Consider the following 22,307-nt stretch of genomic DNA (forward strand, 5'->3'; position numbering starts at 1 on the left):
CACGATCCGTGCAAGACAGGCAGCTTAACCTGGCGGGACCACCACAAGCTGGGCCGCCGCTTCAGCACGGGCCTTGTCCAAGGAACCGTCATCCGGGCAAGCCACCGAAATATACACCGACGACGCCGGAACACTGAACAACCGGGCCATCACCACAGCGGCGTTGCCGCCCGTTGCGGCTGACGATTCCAAAGCGAGGAACTCCACGCTGTGCTGCGGCTTATCCGAGTCCTGGCCCCACCGCAGCGACACCGGCTTCAGGTGATCCACCGCAATGCCGGGATCAAGGTAGCGGAAGAGCTCCTTGGTGGAGGCTGCGTCATCCTCCGCAACGGTCAAGGGACCTTGGTTAACGCTGACGCGGGCTGCCAGGGTGCAGCCATCATTCTTCCGATACCGGACTTCGCCCTGGAGGCCCGAATGCACAACAGTCCACCCCGGAACTTCTTCCAGCCGCGTGGAGACCGTCACCGGATCCCCCGGAGCCAACGTGTTCCCAGCTGCCAACGGCAAGTCCTTCCCCGCAACGGCGGCAGCATCATGCCCGGGCGTGATGCTGGGCGTCGCCAGCGTGGACTCCGTCGGCGACGGTTTCGGCGCCGCTGGATCAGGAACGTTAACGGTGCAGCCCGCCATCACGGCACCAACGGCTGCCAGGGCACCAATCCCAGCCACCCGTCGTCGAACGTTTCGCACCACCATCGCTCCTCATCCCCCTGCCCTGCCGGATGGCATGGCATCTGCCGCGATCGAGTCTAGCCGTCACGCCCCCTACGCGAGGACCCGTAGTGCACCTGGAACAATCTCGACCTCTACAGGCAACGCGCCGATGCGCTCGCCGTCCGCATATGCCACCACGCCCTTCGCCTCCAACCGCACCTTCCGGACACGCCTGATCTCCACAGCGGGGTGGCTGGTGTGCCTGCCGGCAAAAACTTTCGGAAAAACCGCGAGGAATCGGAGCCGTGTCAATGGTTTGACCACAAAAAGATCCAGGAAGCCGTCGTCGGGCGAAGCCTCCGGGGTGACCCGCATGCCGCCGCCGATGTACTGTCCGTTCGCCACCGAAATCAGCAACGCCGGCTGGCGCCAGGTCACCTCATCGGCAGTCACCGTATAGTCGATCCGGCGGAAGGAACCCAGCTCCATGAGCATCGCCAGGTTGTAGCGGCTCTTTCCGCGCGGCCAGCGCCACGAGTTGGCCCGTTCATTGACCGCGGCATCGAACCCGGCCGAGAGAACCCCGGCAAAATAGGTGGTCCGCCCATCCGCAGCAACCCGTCCGGTGTCGATGGTCCGTCCACCTGAAACCATTGAGGCCAGGATCAGGCGGCAGGCAGCGGCGGTGTCATGCAGCGGCAAACCCAGGAGCCGGGCAACATCGTTGCCTGTTCCGCTGGGAACGATACCCAGGGCAACGTCTAGCCCGGCGAGGGCGTTGACCCCCAGATGGACCATACCGTCGCCTCCCACCACTACCAGGGTGTCGACTGCGGTGCCGGACAGGGTTTGGGCTACAAGCCGCTGCAGGGCGTCGTAACTATCCGCTTCGAGGACGACGACGTCCCGTCCGGCGGCGCGGAACTGCGCTGCGGCGTGGTCCCCGGCGTTGCGGGTCCGGCCAAAGGACGCCGCAGGGTTTATCGCCACGGCGATCGTCCCCGCCTTGCTGGAGGGGTTCATGGCTGCCGGTGGGGTCACAGCGTGAATTATGCCAGCCGGGAACCACCCGCCCCGATACCAACGTTCACATAGTGGCTGGATAAACTGGCCACTACCGCGCCTCCCTGGAGCGCACCACTTTTAGAGAAGGGCCCGTGCTTGGCCGACGGCAGCAGTTCGCACTATCAGGTTCTCCGTGTTTCCGTCACAGCTACGGACAAGGAGATCAAGGTCGCCTACCGCAAGGCTGCCCGGAAAGCGCACCCCGACCACGGCGGAGAAGCAGAGATGTTCAGGCGCGTGACTCTCGCCTACGAAACCTTGATCGACCCGCAGCGGAGGGCTGAGTACGATCGCAGGTACGCCAGCGGCTCCTCAGGCCGCGGCCAGCCGCAGCCCGGGTACTACACGGGCACCGCGGCGCCGGGCCCTTTCGCCACGGGCAGCGTCAGACGACCCCAGACCCAGCGCAACACCGCCGGTGATCCCCCTGTCTACGTCCCGGCCTTCGACGATCCCGATGAAGTGCCGCTCATTTCTGCTGCGGAAGCAGCACAGCAGGTCCATGGGTTACCGCGCAAGCGCGGCATCTTTGGTGCCGAAGCACGGATCCAACGGGAAATGCGTACCGTCCAGCTCATCAGCAGGCAGGTCCTGCCTGCCATTCCTGCTGCCCGGCTCATCAACGGTCTTCGCTCGCCGTCGGACAACAACCACATCGACCACGCGGTCTTGTCCGGCTACCGGCTGGCCTTGGTGGGCTCCATGCTGCTCCCCAAGGGTGCCTACGCCTGGGATGGCCACTCACTGCGGCACGGCGGCCGGTCCGTCGCGCCCCCGCAGCTTGCCCACATTGTCCGGCATATGCAGGACATCTTCCCTGAACTCAATGTCACCGGATGGGTTGTCCTGCACAGTCCCGATGGCAACCTGCACGAACCGGTGATCGACCAGTACGGCAAAGGCCAGTCCAGCAACAATGCCGTGGAAGTAGTCAACGCGGCCGGGCTGGTCAGGGGCTTGAAGCAGTTCCTGAGCTCAGGGCCTGCGCCCAATACAGTGGTGGTTCCGGTTCTGGCGCGGCTGCTGCGCGGGATGCACTAGGCGATCGAGCCACCGGAGGCTGGTCCTGGCTGGCTAAGATGGAACAGTGTTCCGCATCCTCTTCCACACCCCTGAAATCCCGGGCAACACGGGCAACGCCATCCGCTTGGCCGCCATCACGGGAGCCGAGCTCCATTTGGTGGAGCCCCTCGGCTTCGACTTTTCCGATGCCAAGCTTCGCCGCGCCGGCCTGGATTACCACGACCTTGCGGTGGTAACCGTTCATAAGGACATCGACGCCGCGTGGGAGGCCTTGCAGCCGGAACGCGTCTTCGCGTACACGTCCGACGGCGAAACGTCCTATACGGATATCAGCTACCGTGAGGGCGACGTCCTGATGTTCGGGCCCGAGTCGGTTGGCCTGCCTGGCTGGCTGAAACAGGACCCGCACGTCACCGCCCGTGTCCGCCTTCCCATGAAGCCGTCACTCCGTTCGCTCAATTTGGCCAATGCTGCCTCGATCGCTGTGTTTGAGGCCTGGCGCCAGAACGGGTTCGCAGGCGCCAAGGTGTAGCCCATCCAAGGGCGCCACGGCACCGAATACCTTTTGCAGGGACAGGTCCTGCATCAGGACATTCGTTGAGGGAGCATTCGTGAGCGCGCTGCAGACCAGGGTGACAACGGGAGACCGCTGCGCCGCCACGCCCGCAACACCATATGGCCGTGCTGCCGGTTTCAAACGGGACGACATATGCTGGACAGTGATGGACATCCCCAACAACCCCGGTCCCCCGGTCTTCGAGGCCACAGGCACTGCGACAGACTTGAATACGCAGTTGACTGCCTTGCTCGAGCTCGTGGCTGCCGGTGACCAGCCGGCTTTTGCCGAGTTCTACCGCCTGACCTCACGGCGCGTGTTCGGCATGGCCAAGCGCGTCTTGATAGACCCGGACCTGAGCGAAGACGCCACCCAGGAAGTTTTCCTCCAGGTGTGGCAGGGCGCAAGCAAATTTGATCGCGCTGCCGGAACCCCGCTGGCGTGGCTCATGACCATCGCCCATCGCCGCGCCATTGACCGTGTCCGTGCCGTGCAGGCTGCCACTGACCGCGAGGCCAGATACGGCGCAGCAAGCCAGGACCCCGATCGGGACCTGGTGGCAGAGGAAGCCGACACCAACCTGGAAGCGGAAGCAGTCAGCCGATGTCTCGGCACACTGACCGACACCCAGCGCGAATCCGTCCGACTCGCCTACTACGGCGGTCTGACCTACCGGGAAGTCGCCGAGCACCTGGGCGCCGCCGTCCCCACCATTAAGTCCCGCATCCGCGACGGGCTGCTGCGCCTCAAGACCTGCCTGGGGGTGGCTTGATATGAGCGAGAACACCAGTGGAAACTTTATCCGCAGAATGTTTGCCAACGACATCGCTACCGACCTCGCCGAGGGACGCGTGCTGGAGCTTGCTGAGATCTATGCCTTGGACGCCGTCAGTGACGACGAACGGGCCATGATCGATGACTACGTCAAGGATGCTCCCGAGGGTCCTGAATTCCTGGAGCGGGTCCGCGAAGCCCGCGAGACCCTCGCAGTCAGCTTTGCCCCGGAGGAAGCGCCACCAGCCAGGCTCTTCGATAACATCATGGAACGCATCACCACGGATGCTGCCGCCCAAGCGCCCGCTGAGCCGGTTGCCCCGCCGTCGCTGGCTCCCGACGTCGACGACCTCGCGGCCGCCAGGGCCAAGCGCGAGGAACGCCAGCGCACCGGTGGCGCACGCAGGTGGATCATCGGAGCGGCCGCAGCGGCCGTGATCGCGCTCGGAGGCATCGGTGTGGGCGCCTACGTCTCGGTGCAGAACGACCCCGTCAACCAGGTGCTGCAGGCACAGGATGTCCAGCAGAAGTCCGCGCCCGTTCCCGGCGGTGGTACGGCCACCATCTCCGCGTCTTCGGCCAAGGACTCCTTCGTGGTTCTGATGGATGGCGTTGCCCCCGCCCCGGAGGGCAAGGTCTACCAGCTGTGGACCCTGCCCAAGGACGGCTCTGCCCCGGTGCCGCAGGGCACCATGGACGCCCAGACGCTCTCCAAGCCAGCCATTGTCAAGGGCCTTTCCTCAGCATCGTCGGTTGCCATCACCGTGGAGCCCACGGGCGGATCAAACGCCCCCACCACAGACCCTGTCCTGGTGGTCGCGCTGAGCGCCTGACGCTGAACAGGAATTAACGCTCGACGGCGGCCGTCCCACCTTGGGGACGGCCGCCGTCGAGCTTTACACAGTCGCTTTCGCAGCTATAACACGAGCGACAGAAGCATCACGAAGCCGAAGCCGACCACGGAGATCAGTGTCTCCATGACGGACCAGGTCTTGAACGTCTGCCCAACGGTGAGTCCAAACAGTTCTTTGACCAACCAGAATCCGGCGTCGTTGACGTGGGACAAGAACAGGGAGCCTGCCCCGATGGCCAGGGCCAGCAAGGCCGCGTGCGTCGGGCTCAGGCTGCTGGCAAGGGGTGCAACGATGCCGGCGGCCGTAACTGTGGCCACCGTCGCAGACCCCGTGGCGAGGCGGAGCGCCACAGCAACGATGAAGCCGAGGACCAGGACCGACATATTGGTGCCCTCCGCCCATTTCTTGACGGAGTCCCCCACGCCGGCGCCGATCAAGGTCTGCTTGAAACCGCCACCGGCACCGACAATGAGGAGGATCGCCGCGATCGGACCCAGGCTCTCGCCCAGCTTGGCTGTGATCCTGCTGCCCGTGAAGCCCACGGCGTAGCCGAACGTGACTATGGCCAGCAGCACGGCCAGTGTCATGGCCACCAAAGGCTGGCCCACAAAGTCGAAGAAGATCCGGAGGGCAGGTGCTGTCTCGGGGTTCGGCCAGATGATGCCGCCCAAAGCCTTCAGCAGCATCAGCACCACCGGGAAGATGATGGTCAGCAGCGTCACCAGGAACGATGGCTGGCGCTTGACCTCGCTCATGTCAGCCGCATGCTGGGTGTCGATGCCGCCGGCTACGGCGGGAGCGTCAACAGGCACCCACCGCGCGGCGAGCCGGGAGAAGAGCGGGCCACAGATGATCACGGTGGGAATCGCCACAAGGATGCCCAGGCCGAGTGTTGTTCCCAGCTCGGCCTTGACCGCGCTGATGGCAATCAGCGGTCCCGGGTGCGGCGGTACCAGTCCGTGCAGCACGGACAAGCCGGCCAGCGCCGGGATCGCGATGCGCATCAGCTTCATCTTGGAACGCTGGGTGACCAGGACGATCACCGGAAGCAGCAGCACGAGCCCGATTTCGAAGAACATGGGCAAGCCAATGATCACGGCTACCAGGGTGATCATCCAGACCAGCTTGTTGCCGCTGGCTTTGGCCAACAAGGTGTCCACCACACGGTTGGCGCCACCGGAATCGGCCAGCAGCTTGCCGAGCATGGCTCCGAGCGCGATCAGCAGCCCGACTTCCTTGAGGACACTGCCAACCCCGTCTTCGAAGTTGGTGATGACCTTGCCCAGCTCCACTCCGGAGGCCAGGCCCACGAAGGCAGAACCCAGGACCAGCGCCAGGAAGGGGTGGAGCTTCAATTTCGCGATCAGTACGACGATCAGGGCAATGCCCAGTGCAGCGACCACAAGGAGTTGGGTGTCGTGCCCGGTCCATTCCTGCACTTGCGTCGCGGTATCCAGGACTTTCACGAGACGGTAAATCCGGTACCGGCACCAGCAGGCCGGAGACCCAGCCGGTCAATGACCTCGTCGGCTTCTTCGGCCGGCGATGCGGAAACGCACAGCGAGATGTGGTTCTCGTCTTCCGTCGGCTCCTCCAGGGCGTCGAACTGGGATTCAAGGAGCGACGGCGGCATGAAGTGGCCATGCCTGGATGCCAGGCGATCAGAGATCTTGTCCTTGCTCCCCTGCAGGAAGACGAACACTACGCCTTCGCCGCGGAGAACATCGCGATACTTCTTCTTCAGCGCCGAGCACGTAATAATGGCCGGCGTTCCAGCCTCCACGTGCTCCCGGATCCAGTCCGAAATGATACCCAGCCACGGCCAGCGGTCCTCATCACTGAGGGCTTGACCAGCCTGCATTTTAGCCACGTTCGCTGCGGGATGAAGGTCGTCGCCCTCGGCCAGGTCCCATCCCAATTTGCCGGCCAGAACGCCGGCTACGGTCGATTTCCCGGAACCGGAGACTCCCATAATCACCAGTACGGGTTGTTGCGCAGTCTTCGCCATCAAAGTCTGCCTTCCTCGAATAAATATGATTTAACCGAGATCAAGCATATGACACGGGTAACACCACGGCAACGTCAGAAGCCGGCGATGGTGCTCGATCCGTTGACTGACACCACGTGGAAGCCCTCAGCGCTGGTCCCGGCGGGCAGCCCGGCACGTTCTCCATTGGCCAGCATCAAGCCCCTGACAACACGCTCCATGGCGTCAATATCGGGATGCTGGCTGGCATGGATACGGATGGCTTCCAGCTTGGCATCGACCTGGCTTGAAACATCCACAAAGTGGTTCTCCCGGGCCTCCGGACTGGAAATAAACCACAACCACGGCAACTTGTACGCGCCCAGGCCGGCCTCGGCCAGTTCCGGGTAGGCAAAGGGATTCTCCACCGCAGGATAAACAGCCCGGGTGACGGCCTCGCCGGCCGCGAGGTGGTCCGGATGGCTCTTCTGGAGCCGATCCCAGTTACGTTCCGGGTGCATGGTCAGCACGATGTCCGGACGGATTTCCCGGATCAGTTTCACAACCTGCTTGATGACGCCATGCGTCGGTTCAAGATAGCCATCACGCTCGTGCAGATAGTGGATGTCGCTGACGCCCACCAGGGCGGCTGCATGCTTCTGCTCCTCCGCGCGGAGCTCGATGATCCGTTCCCTGTCCACCGGATCAAAGCCTCCGGCGTCGCCGTCAGTCATGATGCAGTAGCTGACCTCGACGCCGGCCGCCGTCCATGCCGCAATAGTGCCGGCGGCCCCGAAGTCGATGTCGTCAGGATGGGCAGTAAAACAAAGCACCCGCTCAACGCGCTCCGAGGAGGCATCGAACGGGCTCTTTGCTGACGAAACGCCAGGAGACAAAGGGATCAGCCTTTCCGCTTCTTGATCTCGGCAGCAGCCTGCGGGAGCACCTTGAAGAGGTCGCCGATGATGCCGTAGTCGGCAATTTCGAAGACCGGAGATTCTGCGTCCTTGTTGATGGCCACAATGACCTTGGAGGTCTGCATGCCGGCCTTCTGCTGGATGGCTCCGGAGATGCCGGCCGAGATGTACAGCTGGGGCGAAACCGTGACACCGGTCTGGCCCACCTGGGCATCGTGCGCGATCCAGCCGGCGTCGGTAGCAGCGCGGGATGCACCCACTGCAGCACCCAGTGCATCGGCAAGCTCTTCCACGGGACCGAAGTCGCCGTCCACGCCGCGGCCACCGGCCACGACGATCCGGGCCTCGCTGAGGTCCGGCCGGCCACTGACCGGCTTCTCGGACCGCGACGCGATGCGTGCAGAGTTCGCCAAGGCATCCGCCGGGACGTCAACCGTGACAGACGCGGGAATTTCCGCTGCGCCGGCCGGTGCAGGCTCAACGTTGTTGGCCTTGACCGAAAGAACCGTCACCGAAGTGGTGGCCTTCGCCGTGGTGTTGTAAGAGCCTGCAAGAACCGACTTGTGCGCGGTGCCGTCAGCCTCCACGCCCACGACGTCGGTAATAACGCCGGCGTTGAGCTTGATACCAAGCCTGCCCGCAATTTCCTTGCCCTCCGGCGAGTTGTCCAGGAGAACGGCTGTTGCTCCCGAAGCGTGCACGGCAGCGGCGAGGTAAGCGGCCTTCGGGCCCACCAGGTAGTTGTCGAGGTCGTCCGCCGACGGCCGGTAAACGGTGGCGACGCCGTAGGCACCCAAGGTGGCGGCGACGTCGTCGTGCAGCTCACCGGAGAACGCGACAGCGGTCTCGCCCAGCGATCGGGCGATGGTCAGGAGTTCCAGGCTGCTCTTTTTAAGAGCTGCTCCCGGGTTATCAATGAAAACAAGTGCATTTGCCATGGTTGCGATCCCCTTTAGAGCAGCTTCTGTGCGGCGAGGAAGTCGACCAGCTTGATGCCGGCGTCGCCGTCGTCGGTGATGATGGTGCCGGCTGTCCGCGGCGGGCGGGCCTCCGCTGATTCCACCACGGTCCAGGAGCCAGCCAAGCCCACCTGCGAGGCGTCCACACCGATGTCGGCCAGCGACAGGGAGGCGATTTTCTTCTTCTTGGCCGCAAGGATGCCCTTGAAGTTGGGATAGCGCGGCTCGTTGATCTGGTCTGTCACCGAAACAACGGCAGGAAGCTGCGCTTCAACGGTTTCAGAGAAGGCGCCGGCATCACGGCGGGCCGTGACCTGGCTACCGGCAACGTCCAGGCTGGAAGCAAAGGTGACCTGCGGGAACTGCAAGCGCTCGGCCAGCTGTGCCGGGATCAGCGACGTCTCACCATCAGTGGACGCCATGCCGGTCAGGACCAGGTCCACCGGGCGGCCGTCGGCCGAAAGGTAGCGGATGGCGGCCGCGAGAGCCAATGAGGTGGCCGCGGCATCCGAACCGGCCAAAGCGTCATCGCTCAGGTGCACGCCCGAGTACGCACCGATCTGGAGCGACTTCTTCACCGCGTTAACGGCGCCGGACGGTCCCATGCTCAAGGCGATGACCTCATTGCCGGCCTTGGGTCCGCCACGTTCCTCGGCCAGCTGCAGGGCTGCCTCAAGTGCGTACTCATCCAGCTCGGACAAGATGCTCTCGTCACGGTCGGTTGTGTTGCCAGGTCCGGTGATGTGCCGGTCGAACTGCGCGTCCGGGACGTGCTTGACCAGAACGACAATCTTCAATGTCTCTTCCACTGTCTTCGAAGCAGCCTTCCATGCTTGTGGACGGCCAACCGCAGCAGCGTGGCCGTGAATAGCCCAGCGCGTGGGCTCGTCCTAGCTAAGCATATTGCCCGCAGAAAACCACTCCCAGCGTTAACCCCTGTTTCAGATTCCCCTGGCCGACGTTGTCGTTTGAGTGTCGGGAACGGCACGACGGCGGGCGCCACCCGTGAGGTGACGCCCGCCGTCGTACGCTGTTCCTGCTGCCTACTGCTGCCTACTGCTGCGCGGCGTCGAGGGTGACCTCGACCTCTTGAGACTGGCCACCGCGCTGAATGGTGACCTTGACCTTGGCACCGGCCGGCTGCTCACGCACAGCGGCCGTCAGCTGATTCGGGTCACTGACCGTGTAATCGCCGAACTTGGTCACGACATCGCCCACCTTGAGGCCGGCCTTCGCTGCGGCCGAACCGGTGGTCACCGCGGCAACCTCGGCACCCACGGAGAATCCAGAATCGCTGCCCGTCGACGACTTGGAGCGAACCGACACGCCGAACTGTCCGTGGCTGGCCTTCCCTGAGTCAATGATTTCCTGGGCTACGCGCTTGGCGTGATTGATCGGCACGCTGAAGCCAACGCCGATGTTGCCGGTGGAGGAATCGGAGGTTCCACTGCCGGCAGATGCGATCGCAACGTTGACACCAATGACTTCGCCCTTGTTGTTCACCAGCGCACCGCCGGAGTTGCCCGGGTTGATCGCGGCATCCGTTTGGATGACATTGATGGCAATGGAGCCCTCATTGGCCGTGCGCTGGCTCTGGCCGCCGTTGGGAGGCGCGAATTGGAAGCCCTCGTCGCCACCTTGGCTCTCGTCAGGCGTTCCCTCCGGCACTGCCGACGAAGCAACGCTGATAGTGCGGTTTAGCGTTGAGACAATGCCATCCGTCACCGTACCGGTGAGGCCCAGCGGCGAACCGATGGCGACGGCGGTGTCCCCCACGTTGATCTTGGAAGAGTCACCGAGCGTTGCCGGGACCAGTCCGGAAGCGTCGCTGACCTTGATCACGGCGAGGTCTGACAACGGGTCAGTGCCCACCACGGTGGCCTTGAGAACCTTGCCGTCGTTGGTCCGTACCTCAATGGCTGCGTTGGCCGTTGCGCCGTCGAGCGTCACAACGTGTGTGTTCGTCAGGATGTGGCCTTGGTCATCGAGGATGATGCCGGAACCGGTTCCGCCCTCATTGCCACTGGTTGCCTTGATGGTTACCACGCTGGGCGACGCCTTGGCGGCAGCCGCGGTGATCACGTTAACGTCATCCTTGTTATTGACAATGACCGTGCTGGACTGTCCGCTCGTTGACGCGGCCGGAGCCGGCTGGTCCCAGAGCACATTGCTTCCGGCCACGACGCCGCCACCGATCAGTCCTGCCGCCAGCATGCTGGCTACCAGGGTTCCCACACCGAACGCAGGCTTGCGCTTGGTGGGTCCATTGGCGTTGGCGGGAGCGTGCTGCATTCCAGGACCGTGCTGGCCCTGGGGCTGGCGCCTCCGCCGTAGAACGGCTGGTGCTGGGGTAGCTGGGGCGGTGGGCCGGGTCCTGTTGCGGCACGCCGTAGTACTGCGGCTGCTGCGTGGTGGCGTTGTGCTGGGTGGACGGCTGGGACGGAGCCGCGTGCTGGCTGGCGTGCTGCCCTCCGTGCTGTGCGGTGTACTGCTGGGGTGTGTGCTGGGCCGGGGCCGCGTGCTGGCTGGCGTGGTGCGCCGGGGCATTCTCCTGGCCGGGCTGACGCTGTTGTCCTGGCTGGTGCTCCTGGCCTGATTGGGGCTCCGGGGTGGCATTCGACTGGAAGGCCGGCAGCGGCGTAGTGGGCTGTGCCGCGTTCTCCGCACCTGCCCCTTGCCCTGACGTCCAGGCAGGCTGCTGCTGGGTGGCGTTGGCATCACTGTGGTCGCTGGTGGTATCCCGCGGCTCTGATGGCTCGCGATCCTCCGGTGCGGTGCCCTGCGCTGGGTTCTCCGTCATGGGTCTTCCTTTCGTCCTTGTCTCCAACAACTATGGACCCAATAACTGGAACAAAAGCGGACGTTCGCTGGGAGCTTCCTGAAAGGCTCATCCGGCCTCTCCTGGCTCCTGCTGGATTACCCTCAACGGCTGGGCAATCCTGCTCGATTCTATATTTCGCTGGTGGCATATTCACTCCTGTGGACGGGCCATGGGGTGCACCATAGAATCAAGAGGAATTGCCACAGCGACCTGCGGCTTTACACCATGCGTGGGGGCGCTGAGCATTCTGTGACGATTGGTACGCCTTGTTCCAGTCGCAGACGTGCTGAAGGGTTGCACATGCGGTCAATAGTTAAACGCGTACTCGCCGTGATCGGCCTGGCTGGAATGTTGGCCTTCCCGGCCACTTCAGCTTGGGCCGAAAGTCCTGTGACGCTCGATCCCACAACCAAGATTGTGGACTCGGCAGGTGTTCTCGGCGGAGACAAATCCAAGGTCCAAGAGGCCATCCAGAAGCTTGGTACAGACCACGCCATGACGCTGCACGCTGTGTTCGTCAAGCGCTTCGAGAATCCGACAGACCGGGTTGCATGGGCTGCCGAGGTCGCAGAAAAAGCGCAGCTCGGCCCCAACGCCCTTGTTCTCGCCGTAGCAACCGAGACGCGTCAGTACCAGCTGAGCAAACCCAGTAACAGCAAGATCACCAATGCCCAACGGGACACGATTACCTCTAAGGCAATCGACCCTCAGTTGCGTTCAGGCAATTATGCCCAGGCTGCCATCGACGCAGCTGCCGCAATCGGAGATGCCGCCGGTGGCGGCAGCGGAACAGTGCCAAACGGTAACGCCGGAGTCGGCGTGCTCGTAGGGGTGGGCGTTGTGGCGGCTGGCGGCGCTGGCACGTATCTCTACCTGCGGAACCGACGCAAGAAGGGCGGCACCAAGGCCGTCAGCGCCAGCTATGGACCGCAAGGTGAACAGCTTGATCCGCTCGCCGGGTTGAGCATCCCGGAACTGCGGCAGAAGAGCGGCTCGCTGTTGATCGAGGCGGATGACGCCATCAAATCCAGCGAGCAGGAACTCGGATTCGCCCAGGCACAGTACGGTGACTCCGCCATTGGCAACTTCACAAAGGCTTTGGAAGAAGCCAAGGGCCACATGACAGAGTCCTTCAAGCTGCAGCAGCAACTGGATGATCACATCCCCGACACCGAAGAACAGCAGCGGAGCTGGCTCGGGGAGATCATCCGCCGGTCGGATGCAGCACTGGCTTCACTGCGTGATCAGAAAGCCGATTTCGACTCCTTGCGGGAGCTCGAAAAGAACGCGCCCCAGGCTCTTGCAGCGGTGTCCGCGGGAGCCAAGGACGCGGACTCGAAGATCGCCAGCGCCGAACAATCGCTCGAGGGACTGCGCGCCAAATACGCCGAATCGGCGTTGACCCAGGTCTCCGACAACATCCTGCAGGCTAAAGAGCGTCTTGCGTTCGTGCAGAATGCCGTCACCGCAGCAGAAGAGAAGTTGTCCGCCGGTGAGAGCAGCCTTGCGGCCGTGGCTGTTCGTGCTGCCGAGGAAAGTCTGCACCAGACCACCGTGTTGATCGATGCCATCTCCAAGACGGCCGGAAGCCTCGATGAGGCGCGCGCTTCACTGGAAGGCGCAGTGGCTGAAACCAGCCAGGACCTTGCCCAAGCCCGGGCCATGATCCAATCCGGCGAACATCCGGAACTTGCCGGCCCAGTGGCTGGCGTGGAAGCCGCACTTGCGCAGGTCAAAACGGAGATTCAGGGCGGAAAAATCGACCCCATTGCCACCCTTGGCCGCGTGGAGTCCGCCCATCAGGCACTGGACCAGTCCCTCTCAGGGATTCGCAACCAGCAGGAGCAGGCCCGGCGCGCACAAGCATCGCTGCAGCAGACCATCATGGCTGCCCAGGCCCAGATCAGCGCGACATCCGACTACATCACAGCCCGTCGCGGTGGCGTAGGTACGGAGGCACGGACCCGGCTGGCCGAAGCCCAGCGCAACCTCGATTACGCCCTGTCCATTTCACGGAATGACCCCGTAACAGCTCTGACCTACGCGCAACAGGCCCATTCACTCGCTGCCCAGGCCGCCCAGCTTGCACAGTCCGACGTGGACCAGTTCGGCTACGCAGACCAGGGGCAAGGATACGGACGCGGTGGCATGTTCGGCGGCGGTGGCGGCGGAGGCGGCCTCGGCGGTGCCATCCTCGGCGGCATCCTCATCAACTCCATCCTCAACGGCGGCGGAGGCGGCTGGGGCGGTGGGAATGATGGCGGAGGCGACGGCGGTATGTTCGGTGGCGGCGGCGATTCCGGCGGTGGATTCGACGGCGGCGGCTGGGGCGGCGGCGACGGCGGAGGCGGAGGCGACTTCTAGCCAGACAGACTAGGTGGGGTCCATGCCCCGCATAGAAGCGGTACAACAACTGATCACTGATTTCAGTGGCACCACTGAGCAGGACGAAAGGCAACACCATGGTTAAGCAGTCCATTTTCGGTCGGATCTCACAGCTCGCCAAGGCAAACATCAATGCTTTGCTGGACCAGGCTGAGGACCCGCAGAAGATGCTGGACCAGATGGTCCGCGACTACACGAACAACATTGCCGAGGCCGAATCAGCCGTGGCCCAGACCATCGGTAATCTCCGGATGCTGCAGGCGGACTACAACGAGGACATCAAGAACGCCCAGGATTGGGGCAACAAGGCCCTTGCGGCATCCCGGAAGGCCGACGAGTACCGCTCCGCCGGCGACCCCGTCGATGCCCAGAAGTTCGACAACCTTGCCAAGGTGGCCATTCAGCGCCAGATGACCGCGGAGTCCGAGGCCAAGGCAGCTGAGCCGAGCATCGCATCCCAGACTGAGGTAGTGGACAAGCTCAAGACCGGGCTCGACCAGATGAAGGGCAAGCTGAACCAGCTCACTGCCAAGCGAAACGAGCTTGTGGCACGCTCCAAGACCGCAGCGGCGCAGTCCCAGGTTCACGATGCCCTCAAGAGCATCGACATCATGGATCCCACCAGCGAGGTAGGCCGCTTCGAAGAGAAGATCCGTCGCGAAGAGGCCAAGGTCCTGGGCCAGCAGGAGCTCGCCAGCTCCAGCCTCGACGCCCAGTTCAACCAGTTGGAGGACCTTGGAGAGCAGACGGAGATCGAGGCTCGCCTCGCAGCATTGAAGTCCGGTGGTTCCAAGCCGGCCATCGGCGCCGGTGCGGCCGCTACCACCGGCTCAACCGTCGACGAAGCTGACTTCGACAAGCTCTAGCACTTATCGGGCAAAGTGCCCGTGATGTACCGCTGAACAAACCCAATGGGCCGGATCCTCGAAAGGATCCGGCCCATTTTCTTTGATGGCATGTGCCTAGCCCGCCGCAGTTTGAACCACGGAATCCTGCCCGGGGCTTACGTCGGTAGCCACTTCAGCACGGATCTCGAACCCTTTCGGATGGAAGTAGGTCACCGTGCATTCCAGCACCTCGCCGTGGGGGCCCAACGTGGTCCGCTCCAGACGGGGCACCATGGCGAAGCCACGGACGTTGAGCGCGTCTGCGAGGTGCTCCGGGGGCTCATGCATGGTGACGGTGATTTCCGCCCGCTGGAGCGGCTTCAGTGTCCTGTCCTGGATGACTTGGTAGATGGAATTCCGTTCGGCATCCGCAAGGCTGATGTGGCGCCCGATGTGCGAAGGGATGAAGATCTCCGCAATGGCATACGGCCAGCCGGCGCTTGAATACGATCGGCGGATCACCAGGACAAGGTTGTCATCAGAGACCAGCTTCGCCGGAACTGACTTGTCCTTTTCCATCCATTTGTATTCGATAAGGCCCTTGACGGTCTTCATCCCCGCCGCCGTGAAGGTTTCCATGAAAGGAGCCAGGCGGTTCAGCATTTTGACCGGACGTTGGGCCATCACGAACGTCCCCTTGCCCTGCCTGCGAACCAACAGGCCTTTGACGACCAGCGTTTCGATCGCCTTCCGGACTGTAGTGCGGCTAATGCCGTACTCGTCCATCAGGGACTCTTCCGTAGGTATCCGGGATCCCGGCTCCAGCCGGCTGACCTGGTCCACCAGAACGTCAGCCACCTGCTGGTAGACAGCAACGGGGCTGTCCCTCTGAAGGACTTCACGAGTGAGGCCAGGCTTGATGTCTTCATTGACCATGGGTCCGTCCCATTCCCTTTCCTGCCTCAGCAAATCCGGATCTGATGCTAGCACCCGTCATTCCGAAGGCCGCTTAAACAAAAGATCCGGATCAGTGATTACTGATCCGGATCTTTTCTCCAGTTGCGGGGACAGGATTTGAACCTGTGACCTCTGGGTTATGAGCCCAGCGAGCTACCGAACTGCTCCACCCCGCGTCGCAATATCAACTCTACCGCACCCTTCAGGGTGCTTCTGACCATATGGAGGCAATGGTGCCGCAGATCACTTCCACACCTAAGGGGTTCCAGCGGATCTGCGTTGACCACCGCAACCCCTCTTCGAGGACACCTCGGCACAGTGAACATCACAGGACTCCGCGAAAACAAAAGATCCGGATCAGTGATTACTGATCCGGATCTTTTCTCCAGTTGCGGGGACAGGATTTGAACCTGTGACCTCTGGGTTATGAGCCCAGCGAGCTACCGAACTGCTCCACCCCGCGTCGCAAGAACAACATTACCGTCAGGTGAATGGGAGACCAAATCCTGGCTGCGTGATGTGCGTCTCCCCCAGCTGATAAGGGCCGGTGCCCGCTCCAAAAGGAGCGGGCACCGGCCCTTATCAGTCGCTATTCATTCGCTATGCGGCCTAGCTGCTGGGAGAAGGCGACGGCGTGGCGCTGGGGCTGGCTTCCGGTGTTGCCGAAGGAGTCGCCGTGGCGCCCAGACGCGTTTCCGCATCCAAGGCCTTCTTCAGCGCCTCAGACAGCTTGGTCTGTTGGACACCGTAAGCGGCAAAGTCGCCCTTCGCCAATGCGGCTTGGCCATCCGTAATCGCTTTGTTGGCCTCGTCCAGCGCTGCCTTGAGGTCAGCCTTGGCATCGGTGGGACCAGCGGGCGGCGTCGTGGTGCCCGGAGGCGAAGTGGGCGTTTGGCCGTTGTTATCGGCATCGCCGGCCGTAGCACCGGAGTTGCCACCGAACAGTTGGTCCAAAGCCTCGTCCAAGGTTGGCGCAAAGCCGATCTTGTCACCGAAAGCCACCAGCACGCGCTGCAACGTCGGGTAGGACGTTTCACCGGTGGACTTCAGGTAGACGGGCTGCACGTACAGCAGACCGCCACCCACGGGCAGCGTCAACAGGTTGCCGTTCAAAACGTCCGAGGCTCCCTGGCGCAGGAGGTTCAGCGCCTGGGACACGGTGGGATCGGAGTTGAACTTGTTCTGTGCCTGGCCGGGCCCAGGGACTTGGGTATCGGTCGGGAGCTCCAGGAGCCGCAGTTTTCCGTAGCTCTCCCCCTTGACGCCCTTCACATTTCCGGCATCAGAGTCCGCAGCGAGGAAGCCATACAGGATGTTCCTCGCACTGCCGTTGACCGTCTGTGGAATGAAGGACGATGTCAGCTGGAAGGCAGGCTTCTCCTGGTCAGGCATCTGCAGCGACATGTAGAACGGCGGCTGCTTGACGGCTTCGGAAACAGTGGGATCGTTCGGAACGCTCCAAGCATCGTTGTTCTGGTAGAAGCTGTCCGGATCCGTCACGTGGTAACGGCCTAGAAGCTCACGCTGGACCTTGAAGAGATCCTCCGGGTAGCGAACGTGGCTCATGAGGTCGCCAGACATCTCCGAGTAGGGCTTGATGACGGTCGGGAAGACCTTCTGCCAGGCCTTCAGGATGGGGTCCTGATCGTCCCAGGCATAGAGGTTCACTGAACCGTCGTAGGCATCCACGGTGGCCTTGACCGAGTTGCGGATGTAGTTGACCGAGCTGTTCGGCAAGGCGACTGTGCGGCCCGCGCTGGTTTGCGAATCGGCAGTGGCGTTCTGCAACTGCTGCGGCTGCGAATACGGGAAGTACTGGCTGGTGGTGTAGCCATCAACAATCCACTTCACTCGACCATCGACAACGGCCGGGTACGCATTGCCGTCAACAGTCAGGTACGGGGCCAGTTTCTCGACGCGTTCGCGGGGATTGCGTTCGTACAGGATCTGGGACTCAGCGTTGACACCATCAGACAGCAACAAGTCCGAAGACTGGAATTTGATGGAGTAGAGGATCCGGTTGAGCCAGTTTCCAACGTTGGGGCCACCATTGCCGCTGAAGGTGTACTGGGTCTCTCCCCCACCCTCCCTGCCTGCTGGCCGGTCCTGCTCACGGTTCGGCGCACCATCGGGTGCACCCACGATGGAGTACTCGGGAGAGTTCTCGCCGAAGTAGATGCGGGGCTCGTAGGTGGTGTCATTGCCGAGGACACCATTTGACGGAATGCCGGACTGAAGGAACTCCGGCTTTCCATCAGCGGTGAACTTGTTGCCCTTGGCAGCCACAACACCGTAACCATGGGTGTAGACGATGTGCCTGTTGACCCACGTCTGCTGGTTGGCGCTCAGGCCATCCGGGTTCAATTCGCGAACTGCGATCACTGTGTCCTGAACCTTGCCGTCAACCATGTAGCGGTCAACATTCAGGGTCTGGGGGAACTGGTAGTACGGGCGGTACTGTTCCAGCTGCGCGAACGCTGAAGAAATGAGGTTCGGGTCCAGAAGGCGGATGTTCGCCGTCGTTTGCGCATCTGCAGCGAGCGCGCCAGTCGTGGCAGTGGTGGTGGCGTTGTAGGCCGAGACATCAATCTGGTCCAAGCCATACGCGGCCCGGGTCATCTTGATGTTTCGGTCAATAAATTCCTTCTCCAACGTATTTTCCGAGGGACGTACTTGGAACTGCTGAATAACCCACGGATAGACACCGCCGGCCAGGATGGCAGTGATGACCAACATTGCGGTACCGATGACCGGCAGACGCCAGCGCCCGATGATCGCGGCAATGATGAACAGAATGGCCACAAGCCCCGCAGCAACCGCGAGGATCGCTTTGGTGGGAACCACGGCATTAACATCCGTGTAGAGGGCACCGGCCCAGCGGCCCGAATTGCTCTGCACCGTGGTGTAACGGTCCAGCCAGAAGTTGACACCCAGCAGGATCAGGAAAAGTGCACCGGTCACAGCGATGTGGATCTGGGCAGCGCGGCTGGTGAAAATACCGCGCTCCATCAGGCGGATGCTGCCGTAAAGGTAGTGGGTCAGGATTCCGGCGATGCCGGCCACCACGGCGATGCTGATCAGGAAGCCCGTGACGAAGCCCAGGAAGGGAAGCGACATCAGGTAGAAGCTGATGTCGAGGTTGAACAGCGGATCCGTCTGTCCGAATGGCTCCTGGTTGAAGAACAGCAGGGCCTTCTGCCACTGGCTGGCCGCCGCGCTGCCGGCAAACAGGCCAAACAGGATGGGCAGGCCGATCATGACAACCCGGCGTACTGGCTCAAGCTGGGCCTGGTAGCGGTTGAGATTATCCCGCGACTCGGCATCCGGGGCATAAACGGGGCGGGAGCGGTACGCGATCCTGATGGCAAAGAACACAGCAGCGAACATCATGGCGAAACCGATCAGGAACGTGATGATCCTGGCCAGGTTTTCGCGTATGTACACTTCGAAGAAACCAAGCTGCTGGTACCAGAGGACGTCGGTCCACACATTGGCGAAGAAAATGAACCCGACGACGGCCACTGCCACGACAATGAGCGTCGGCGTCAGGGCACCTCGTCTCAGCGGTGATCTTCCGGGCGGGTTGGAGCTGGCGGGACGGGACAAACTCTGTACCTCATTGGTGTCAGTGAACAGTCGGTATGCGAGTGGTTGACATTCTCTGCCGCTGGGATATGGCGGAGGCCGTCATATATGCCACGAGTGGCGGTGGAGCTAAGTTCCACCGCCAGTCTAGTTGTTTGTGCAGGTGGGAAGGCCCGTCGTGTCGTCTCCCGAACCGAGCCGTTCCACAGCAGCCGTGGCATCGGCCAGTGTTTCGACCTTGACCACCTGCAAACCATCGGGAACATGGCCCACGACGTCAGCACAATTGGCGGCGGGAGCCAGGAACATGGTGGCCCCTGCTGCCGTGCTCCGATCATCTTCTGGGCTATCCCACCGATGGGACCTACGGCGCCATCGGCTGTGATGGTTCCGGTGCCGGCCACGTGTTTGCCGCCCGTCAGGTCGCCCGGGGCGAGGTTGTCGATGATTCCCAACGCGAACATCATTCCGGCGCTTGGTCCGCCCACGTTCTCCAAGGAAATACTGACATCGAACGGGAACGTGAAGTCACTGGCCAGGAGCACACCCAGGACATAGCGGTCGGCCGAATTCCTGGTGGGCGTGATGGTTTCCGTCACCGTAGCCCCCTTCCGCTCGACCACCACCACGGCCGGCGCCCCTGCACCGGCAGCCAACTCGGCCTGGATCACGCTCATGGACGTGATGGCTTTGCCGTTGATGGACTTCAGGAGGTCGCCCTCCTGGATTTTCCCGGCTGAAGGTGAAGCTTCCGAGAGTCCCGCGACATTCAGCCGTTGCTCAAACGGGATATCCAGCTCCCGCAATGCGGCGGCGAACGCATTCTCCTGGGATGTCTCCATGGCGATCTCGCCCTCTTGAACCGTTTGCTCAGCGGTGGTGCCCTTGGGGTAGATCAGTTCCTCGGGATAGATGGCTTTGGAACTGTCCAACCAAGCACGGAACACATCAAAGATGGTGGCCGGGCTCTTTGGACCGCCTGTCATGACCACGGTGGTGAGATCCAGGTTGCCGCTGGCGGGGAAGGACTCGCGTCCGGAGATCTTGATAACGGGTTTATCGCCGTCCTTGCCCAAAGTATTGAACGTGGGCCCCGCTGACTCAATAACGTAAGGAACCGGCAGGGCGGCAGCGCCAATGCCGAGTCCCAGTGCCAAAAGGCCTGAGATCACCATGATCATGTACCTGGTGTCGCGGGGAGGTGCCGGAGACACCGGGGAGGGATCGGCGTCGGGCGTTTGACGCGGATCCAATGAGCCCTCGGGGCTGGGCGAAGTTAGCATTGAGGCCTCTCTATGCCGGCATTGCGTGACCGGTTCCATGGCTGTTGCCACCGAAGACGGCGGCTGCACATACCAAACATCAACACTACGCGGTCCGACGTTGGCGGGCTGCTTTGCCTACAGCGAACGACGCCGCATCCGGGCAGACAGCGCTACGGCCGCGGGGTACGGTGAAAGAGATCACCAGCCAGTTCGACGATCGGCGGCACCATGACATCCAACCCCAACAACCCGTCCAACGACGACGACACTCCCAAGGATCCGCTGGCAGAGATGCTGCAGAACCTGATGGGGGGCCAGGGCATGGGCAACATCGATCCCGCCGAACTGGCCAAGGCAGCCGGCCTGCCCAACGATCCCCAACTGCTCCAGCAGATGTTCGCGCAAGTTCAGGCCATGATGAGCTCCACCTCCGAGGGTCCCGTGAACTGGCAGCTTGCCCATGAGAATGCTCGGCGGGTTGCAGCGGCAGGCACCGATCCCTCAGTGAGCGCCGTGCAGGCACGGGAGATCGACGAAGCCCTCAGGCTTGCGGAACTCTGGCTGGACCCCGTGACCGATCTTTCAGCAACCGGCCTGATCGGCCGCGCGTGGTCCCGGGCAGAGTGGGTGGAGGCGACTCTCGGTACGTGGAAGCGCCTGACCGAGCCCGTTGCCAACAGCGTCGCCAACGCCCTGTCCACTGCGCTGACCCAGCAAATGCCCGAGGAAATGAAGTCCATGATGGGCGGTGCCTCGTCAATGCTGCAGAACATGGGCGGCGCAATTTTCGGGATGCAGCTGGGGCAGGCCATCGGCGCGCTTTCGGCCGAAGTTGTCAGCTCCACCGATATCGGTGTTCCCCTGGCTGACCTGGAAATGGCGCTGTTGCCGGCCAACGTCGCCAAATTCGGTGAAGGCCTCAGCCTCCCGGAGAACGACGTCCGTCTGTTCCTTGCAGTCCGTGAAGCGGCGCACGCCAGGCTGTTCGTCCAGGTTCCATGGTTGCGTGGCCACCTCCTGGGTGCCATTGAGGCTTACGCCCGAGGCATCCACATAGATATGTCCCGTATTGAAGACCTCGCCCGCGACCTTGATCCCAGCAACCCTGAGGGAATCCAGGAAGCACTCTCGCAGGGCGTATTCACCCCGGAACGGACGCCGGTGCAGACGGCCGCCCTGGAGAAGCTTGAAACCGCCCTCGCTTTGGTTGAAGGATGGGTGGACGAGCTCACCGCGGAGGCCACGGACAAGGTCCTTCCTTCCGCCACCGCGCTCCGCGAGACGGTACGTCGTCGTCGTGCCACGGGTGGCCCGGCAGAACACGCGTTTTCGTCCCTTGTTGGCCTGGAGTTGCGTCCCCGCAGGCTCAGGGAGGCCGCAACCCTGTGGGCAACGCTGAAGGAAGAACGCGGCATTGCCGGCCGTGACGCGATCTGGCACCACCCGGATCTGCTGCCCACTGGTGAAGACCTGGACGATCCCAAGGGCTTCTCAGAACGCCGCCGGTTGGCCGAAGCCAGCGACAGCGAAGTTGACGACGCCCTGCAGAAGCTGCTCAGCGGCGGCTATGACACCAACGAGGCCGGGGATAGTGATGCCGCGGATGCCCCGGAAAAGGGCGATACTTCGGATAACACCCCTGGCAAGGAAACCGAAGAAGATGACACGGACACCGAGGGCCCGGCCAAGTAGG

Annotated in this window: 17 protein-coding genes, 2 tRNA genes and 2 pseudogenes; 8 read left to right on the forward strand and 13 right to left on the reverse strand. The window is 62.6% G+C overall.

The window, feature by feature from the left end; genetic code table 11:
* Positions 1–24: 24 nt before the first annotated feature.
* Both CGK93_RS15690 and CGK93_RS15695 read right to left on the reverse strand, forming a co-directional pair.
* Positions 25–702 (reverse strand): hypothetical protein, encoded by a 678-nt coding sequence (locus tag CGK93_RS15690; RefSeq protein ID WP_232481352.1) that lies wholly within the window; start codon positions 700–702, stop codon positions 25–27.
* A gap of 69 nt (positions 703–771) precedes the next feature.
* Positions 772–1,683: a diacylglycerol/lipid kinase family protein gene (locus tag CGK93_RS15695; protein ID WP_089595630.1), complete on the reverse strand. Its 912-nt coding sequence runs from the start codon at positions 1,681–1,683 to the stop codon at positions 772–774.
* 138 nt (positions 1,684–1,821) lie between these two features.
* On the opposite strand from CGK93_RS15695, the gene CGK93_RS15700 reads away from it, so the two are divergent.
* The 4 genes from CGK93_RS15700 (at position 1,822) to CGK93_RS15715 (ending at position 4,911) form a co-directional block, all read left to right on the forward strand.
* Positions 1,822–2,766, forward strand: coding sequence for a J domain-containing protein (locus CGK93_RS15700; RefSeq protein WP_089595631.1), 945 nt, complete (start codon positions 1,822–1,824; stop codon positions 2,764–2,766).
* A gap of 46 nt (positions 2,767–2,812) precedes the next feature.
* Positions 2,813–3,280, forward strand: coding sequence for a tRNA (cytidine(34)-2'-O)-methyltransferase (locus tag CGK93_RS15705; RefSeq protein ID WP_089595632.1), 468 nt, complete (start codon positions 2,813–2,815; stop codon positions 3,278–3,280).
* Positions 3,281–3,470: 190 nt separating this feature from the next.
* On the forward strand, positions 3,471–4,076 hold the full coding sequence (gene sigK / locus CGK93_RS15710; RefSeq protein ID WP_198318483.1) for an ECF RNA polymerase sigma factor SigK: 606 nt from the start codon (positions 3,471–3,473) through the stop codon (positions 4,074–4,076).
* 1 nt (position 4,077) lies between these two features.
* Complete coding sequence (locus CGK93_RS15715; RefSeq protein WP_089595634.1) at positions 4,078–4,911, forward strand: anti-sigma factor; 834 nt, start codon at positions 4,078–4,080, stop codon at positions 4,909–4,911.
* Positions 4,912–4,994: 83 nt separating this feature from the next.
* Here the strand turns inward: CGK93_RS15715 and CGK93_RS15720 are convergent, their stop codons facing one another.
* The 6 genes and pseudogenes from CGK93_RS15720 to CGK93_RS15745 all read right to left on the reverse strand — a co-directional run bounded on the left by CGK93_RS15720 (position 4,995) and on the right by CGK93_RS15745 (position 11,409).
* Positions 4,995–6,398: a GntT/GntP/DsdX family permease gene (locus CGK93_RS15720; protein WP_089595635.1), complete on the reverse strand. Its 1,404-nt coding sequence runs from the start codon at positions 6,396–6,398 to the stop codon at positions 4,995–4,997.
* Positions 6,395–6,940: a gluconokinase gene (locus CGK93_RS15725; RefSeq protein WP_089595636.1), complete on the reverse strand. Its 546-nt coding sequence runs from the start codon at positions 6,938–6,940 to the stop codon at positions 6,395–6,397. Before CGK93_RS15725 ends, CGK93_RS15720 begins: the two co-directional genes overlap by 4 nt.
* Positions 6,941–7,014: 74 nt before the next feature.
* Positions 7,015–7,794, reverse strand: a complete 780-nt coding sequence (locus tag CGK93_RS15730; RefSeq protein ID WP_089595637.1) for a PIG-L deacetylase family protein — start codon at positions 7,792–7,794, stop codon at positions 7,015–7,017.
* 5 nt (positions 7,795–7,799) lie between these two features.
* Positions 7,800–8,753 (reverse strand): electron transfer flavoprotein subunit alpha/FixB family protein, encoded by a 954-nt coding sequence (locus CGK93_RS15735; RefSeq protein WP_089595638.1) that lies wholly within the window; start codon positions 8,751–8,753, stop codon positions 7,800–7,802.
* A 14-nt stretch (positions 8,754–8,767) separates the two neighbouring features.
* Positions 8,768–9,571 carry an electron transfer flavoprotein subunit beta/FixA family protein gene (locus CGK93_RS15740; RefSeq protein WP_089597514.1) on the reverse strand — a complete coding sequence of 268 codons (804 nt, stop codon included), beginning with the start codon at positions 9,569–9,571 and terminating at the stop codon, positions 8,768–8,770.
* 256 nt (positions 9,572–9,827) lie between these two features.
* Positions 9,828–11,409: pseudogene (locus tag CGK93_RS15745) on the reverse strand (trypsin-like peptidase domain-containing protein).
* Here CGK93_RS15745 and CGK93_RS23630 point away from each other — a divergent pair.
* The 3 genes from CGK93_RS23630 (at position 11,384) to CGK93_RS15755 (ending at position 14,846) form a co-directional block, all read left to right on the forward strand.
* Positions 11,384–11,656, forward strand: a complete 273-nt coding sequence (locus CGK93_RS23630) for a hypothetical protein (protein ID WP_157731851.1) — start codon at positions 11,384–11,386, stop codon at positions 11,654–11,656. The pseudogene CGK93_RS15745 and the gene CGK93_RS23630 sit on opposite strands and share 26 nt — an antisense overlap.
* A 239-nt stretch (positions 11,657–11,895) precedes the next feature.
* A complete protein-coding gene (locus tag CGK93_RS15750; protein ID WP_198318239.1) occupies positions 11,896–13,959 on the forward strand; it encodes a TPM domain-containing protein in 2,064 nt (687 codons plus the stop codon).
* 98 nt (positions 13,960–14,057) lie between these two features.
* Positions 14,058–14,846 carry a PspA/IM30 family protein gene (locus tag CGK93_RS15755; RefSeq protein WP_089595640.1) on the forward strand — a complete coding sequence of 263 codons (789 nt, stop codon included), beginning with the start codon at positions 14,058–14,060 and terminating at the stop codon, positions 14,844–14,846.
* 96 nt (positions 14,847–14,942) lie between these two features.
* Here the strand turns inward: CGK93_RS15755 and CGK93_RS15760 are convergent, their stop codons facing one another.
* The 5 genes and pseudogenes from CGK93_RS15760 to CGK93_RS15780 all read right to left on the reverse strand — a co-directional run bounded on the left by CGK93_RS15760 (position 14,943) and on the right by CGK93_RS15780 (position 20,632).
* Positions 14,943–15,743, reverse strand: a complete 801-nt coding sequence (locus tag CGK93_RS15760) for a GntR family transcriptional regulator (protein WP_089595641.1) — start codon at positions 15,741–15,743, stop codon at positions 14,943–14,945.
* 123 nt (positions 15,744–15,866) lie between these two features.
* Positions 15,867–15,940 (reverse strand) — tRNA-Met (locus tag CGK93_RS15765).
* Between the two features lie 213 nt (positions 15,941–16,153).
* A tRNA-Met gene (locus CGK93_RS15770) sits at positions 16,154–16,227 on the reverse strand.
* A 146-nt stretch (positions 16,228–16,373) separates the two neighbouring features.
* A complete protein-coding gene (locus CGK93_RS15775; RefSeq protein WP_089595642.1) occupies positions 16,374–19,370 on the reverse strand; it encodes a UPF0182 family membrane protein in 2,997 nt (998 codons plus the stop codon).
* 126 nt (positions 19,371–19,496) lie between these two features.
* Positions 19,497–20,632 (reverse strand): annotated as a pseudogene (locus tag CGK93_RS15780) (YlbL family protein).
* Positions 20,633–20,842: 210 nt separating this feature from the next.
* Here CGK93_RS15780 and CGK93_RS15785 point away from each other — a divergent pair.
* A complete protein-coding gene (locus CGK93_RS15785; protein ID WP_089595643.1) occupies positions 20,843–22,306 on the forward strand; it encodes a zinc-dependent metalloprotease in 1,464 nt (487 codons plus the stop codon).
* Position 22,307 lies beyond the last annotated feature (1 nt).

Source organism: Arthrobacter sp. YN (genome assembly GCF_002224285.1).
Taxonomy (GTDB): domain Bacteria; phylum Actinomycetota; class Actinomycetes; order Actinomycetales; family Micrococcaceae; genus Arthrobacter.

Excerpts from the sequence above, each read along its gene's own strand:
- sigK (WP_198318483.1), top strand. The coding sequence starts at position 3,471 with ATGGACATCCCCAACAACCCCGGTCCCCCGGTCTTCGAGGCCACAGGC.
- CGK93_RS15725 (WP_089595636.1), bottom strand. The coding sequence starts at position 6,940 with ATGGCGAAGACTGCGCAACAACCCGTACTGGTGATTATGGGAGTCTCC.
- CGK93_RS15690 (WP_232481352.1), bottom strand. The coding sequence starts at position 702 with ATGGTGGTGCGAAACGTTCGACGACGGGTGGCTGGGATTGGTGCCCTG.
- CGK93_RS15715 (WP_089595634.1), top strand. The coding sequence starts at position 4,078 with ATGAGCGAGAACACCAGTGGAAACTTTATCCGCAGAATGTTTGCCAAC.
- CGK93_RS15755 (WP_089595640.1), top strand. The coding sequence starts at position 14,058 with ATGGTTAAGCAGTCCATTTTCGGTCGGATCTCACAGCTCGCCAAGGCA.
- CGK93_RS15735 (WP_089595638.1), bottom strand. The coding sequence starts at position 8,753 with ATGGCAAATGCACTTGTTTTCATTGATAACCCGGGAGCAGCTCTTAAA.
- CGK93_RS15760 (WP_089595641.1), bottom strand. The coding sequence starts at position 15,743 with ATGGTCAATGAAGACATCAAGCCTGGCCTCACTCGTGAAGTCCTTCAG.
- CGK93_RS15750 (WP_198318239.1), top strand. The coding sequence starts at position 11,896 with ATGCGGTCAATAGTTAAACGCGTACTCGCCGTGATCGGCCTGGCTGGA.
- CGK93_RS15785 (WP_089595643.1), top strand. The coding sequence starts at position 20,843 with ATGACATCCAACCCCAACAACCCGTCCAACGACGACGACACTCCCAAG.
- CGK93_RS15695 (WP_089595630.1), bottom strand. The coding sequence starts at position 1,683 with ATGAACCCCTCCAGCAAGGCGGGGACGATCGCCGTGGCGATAAACCCT.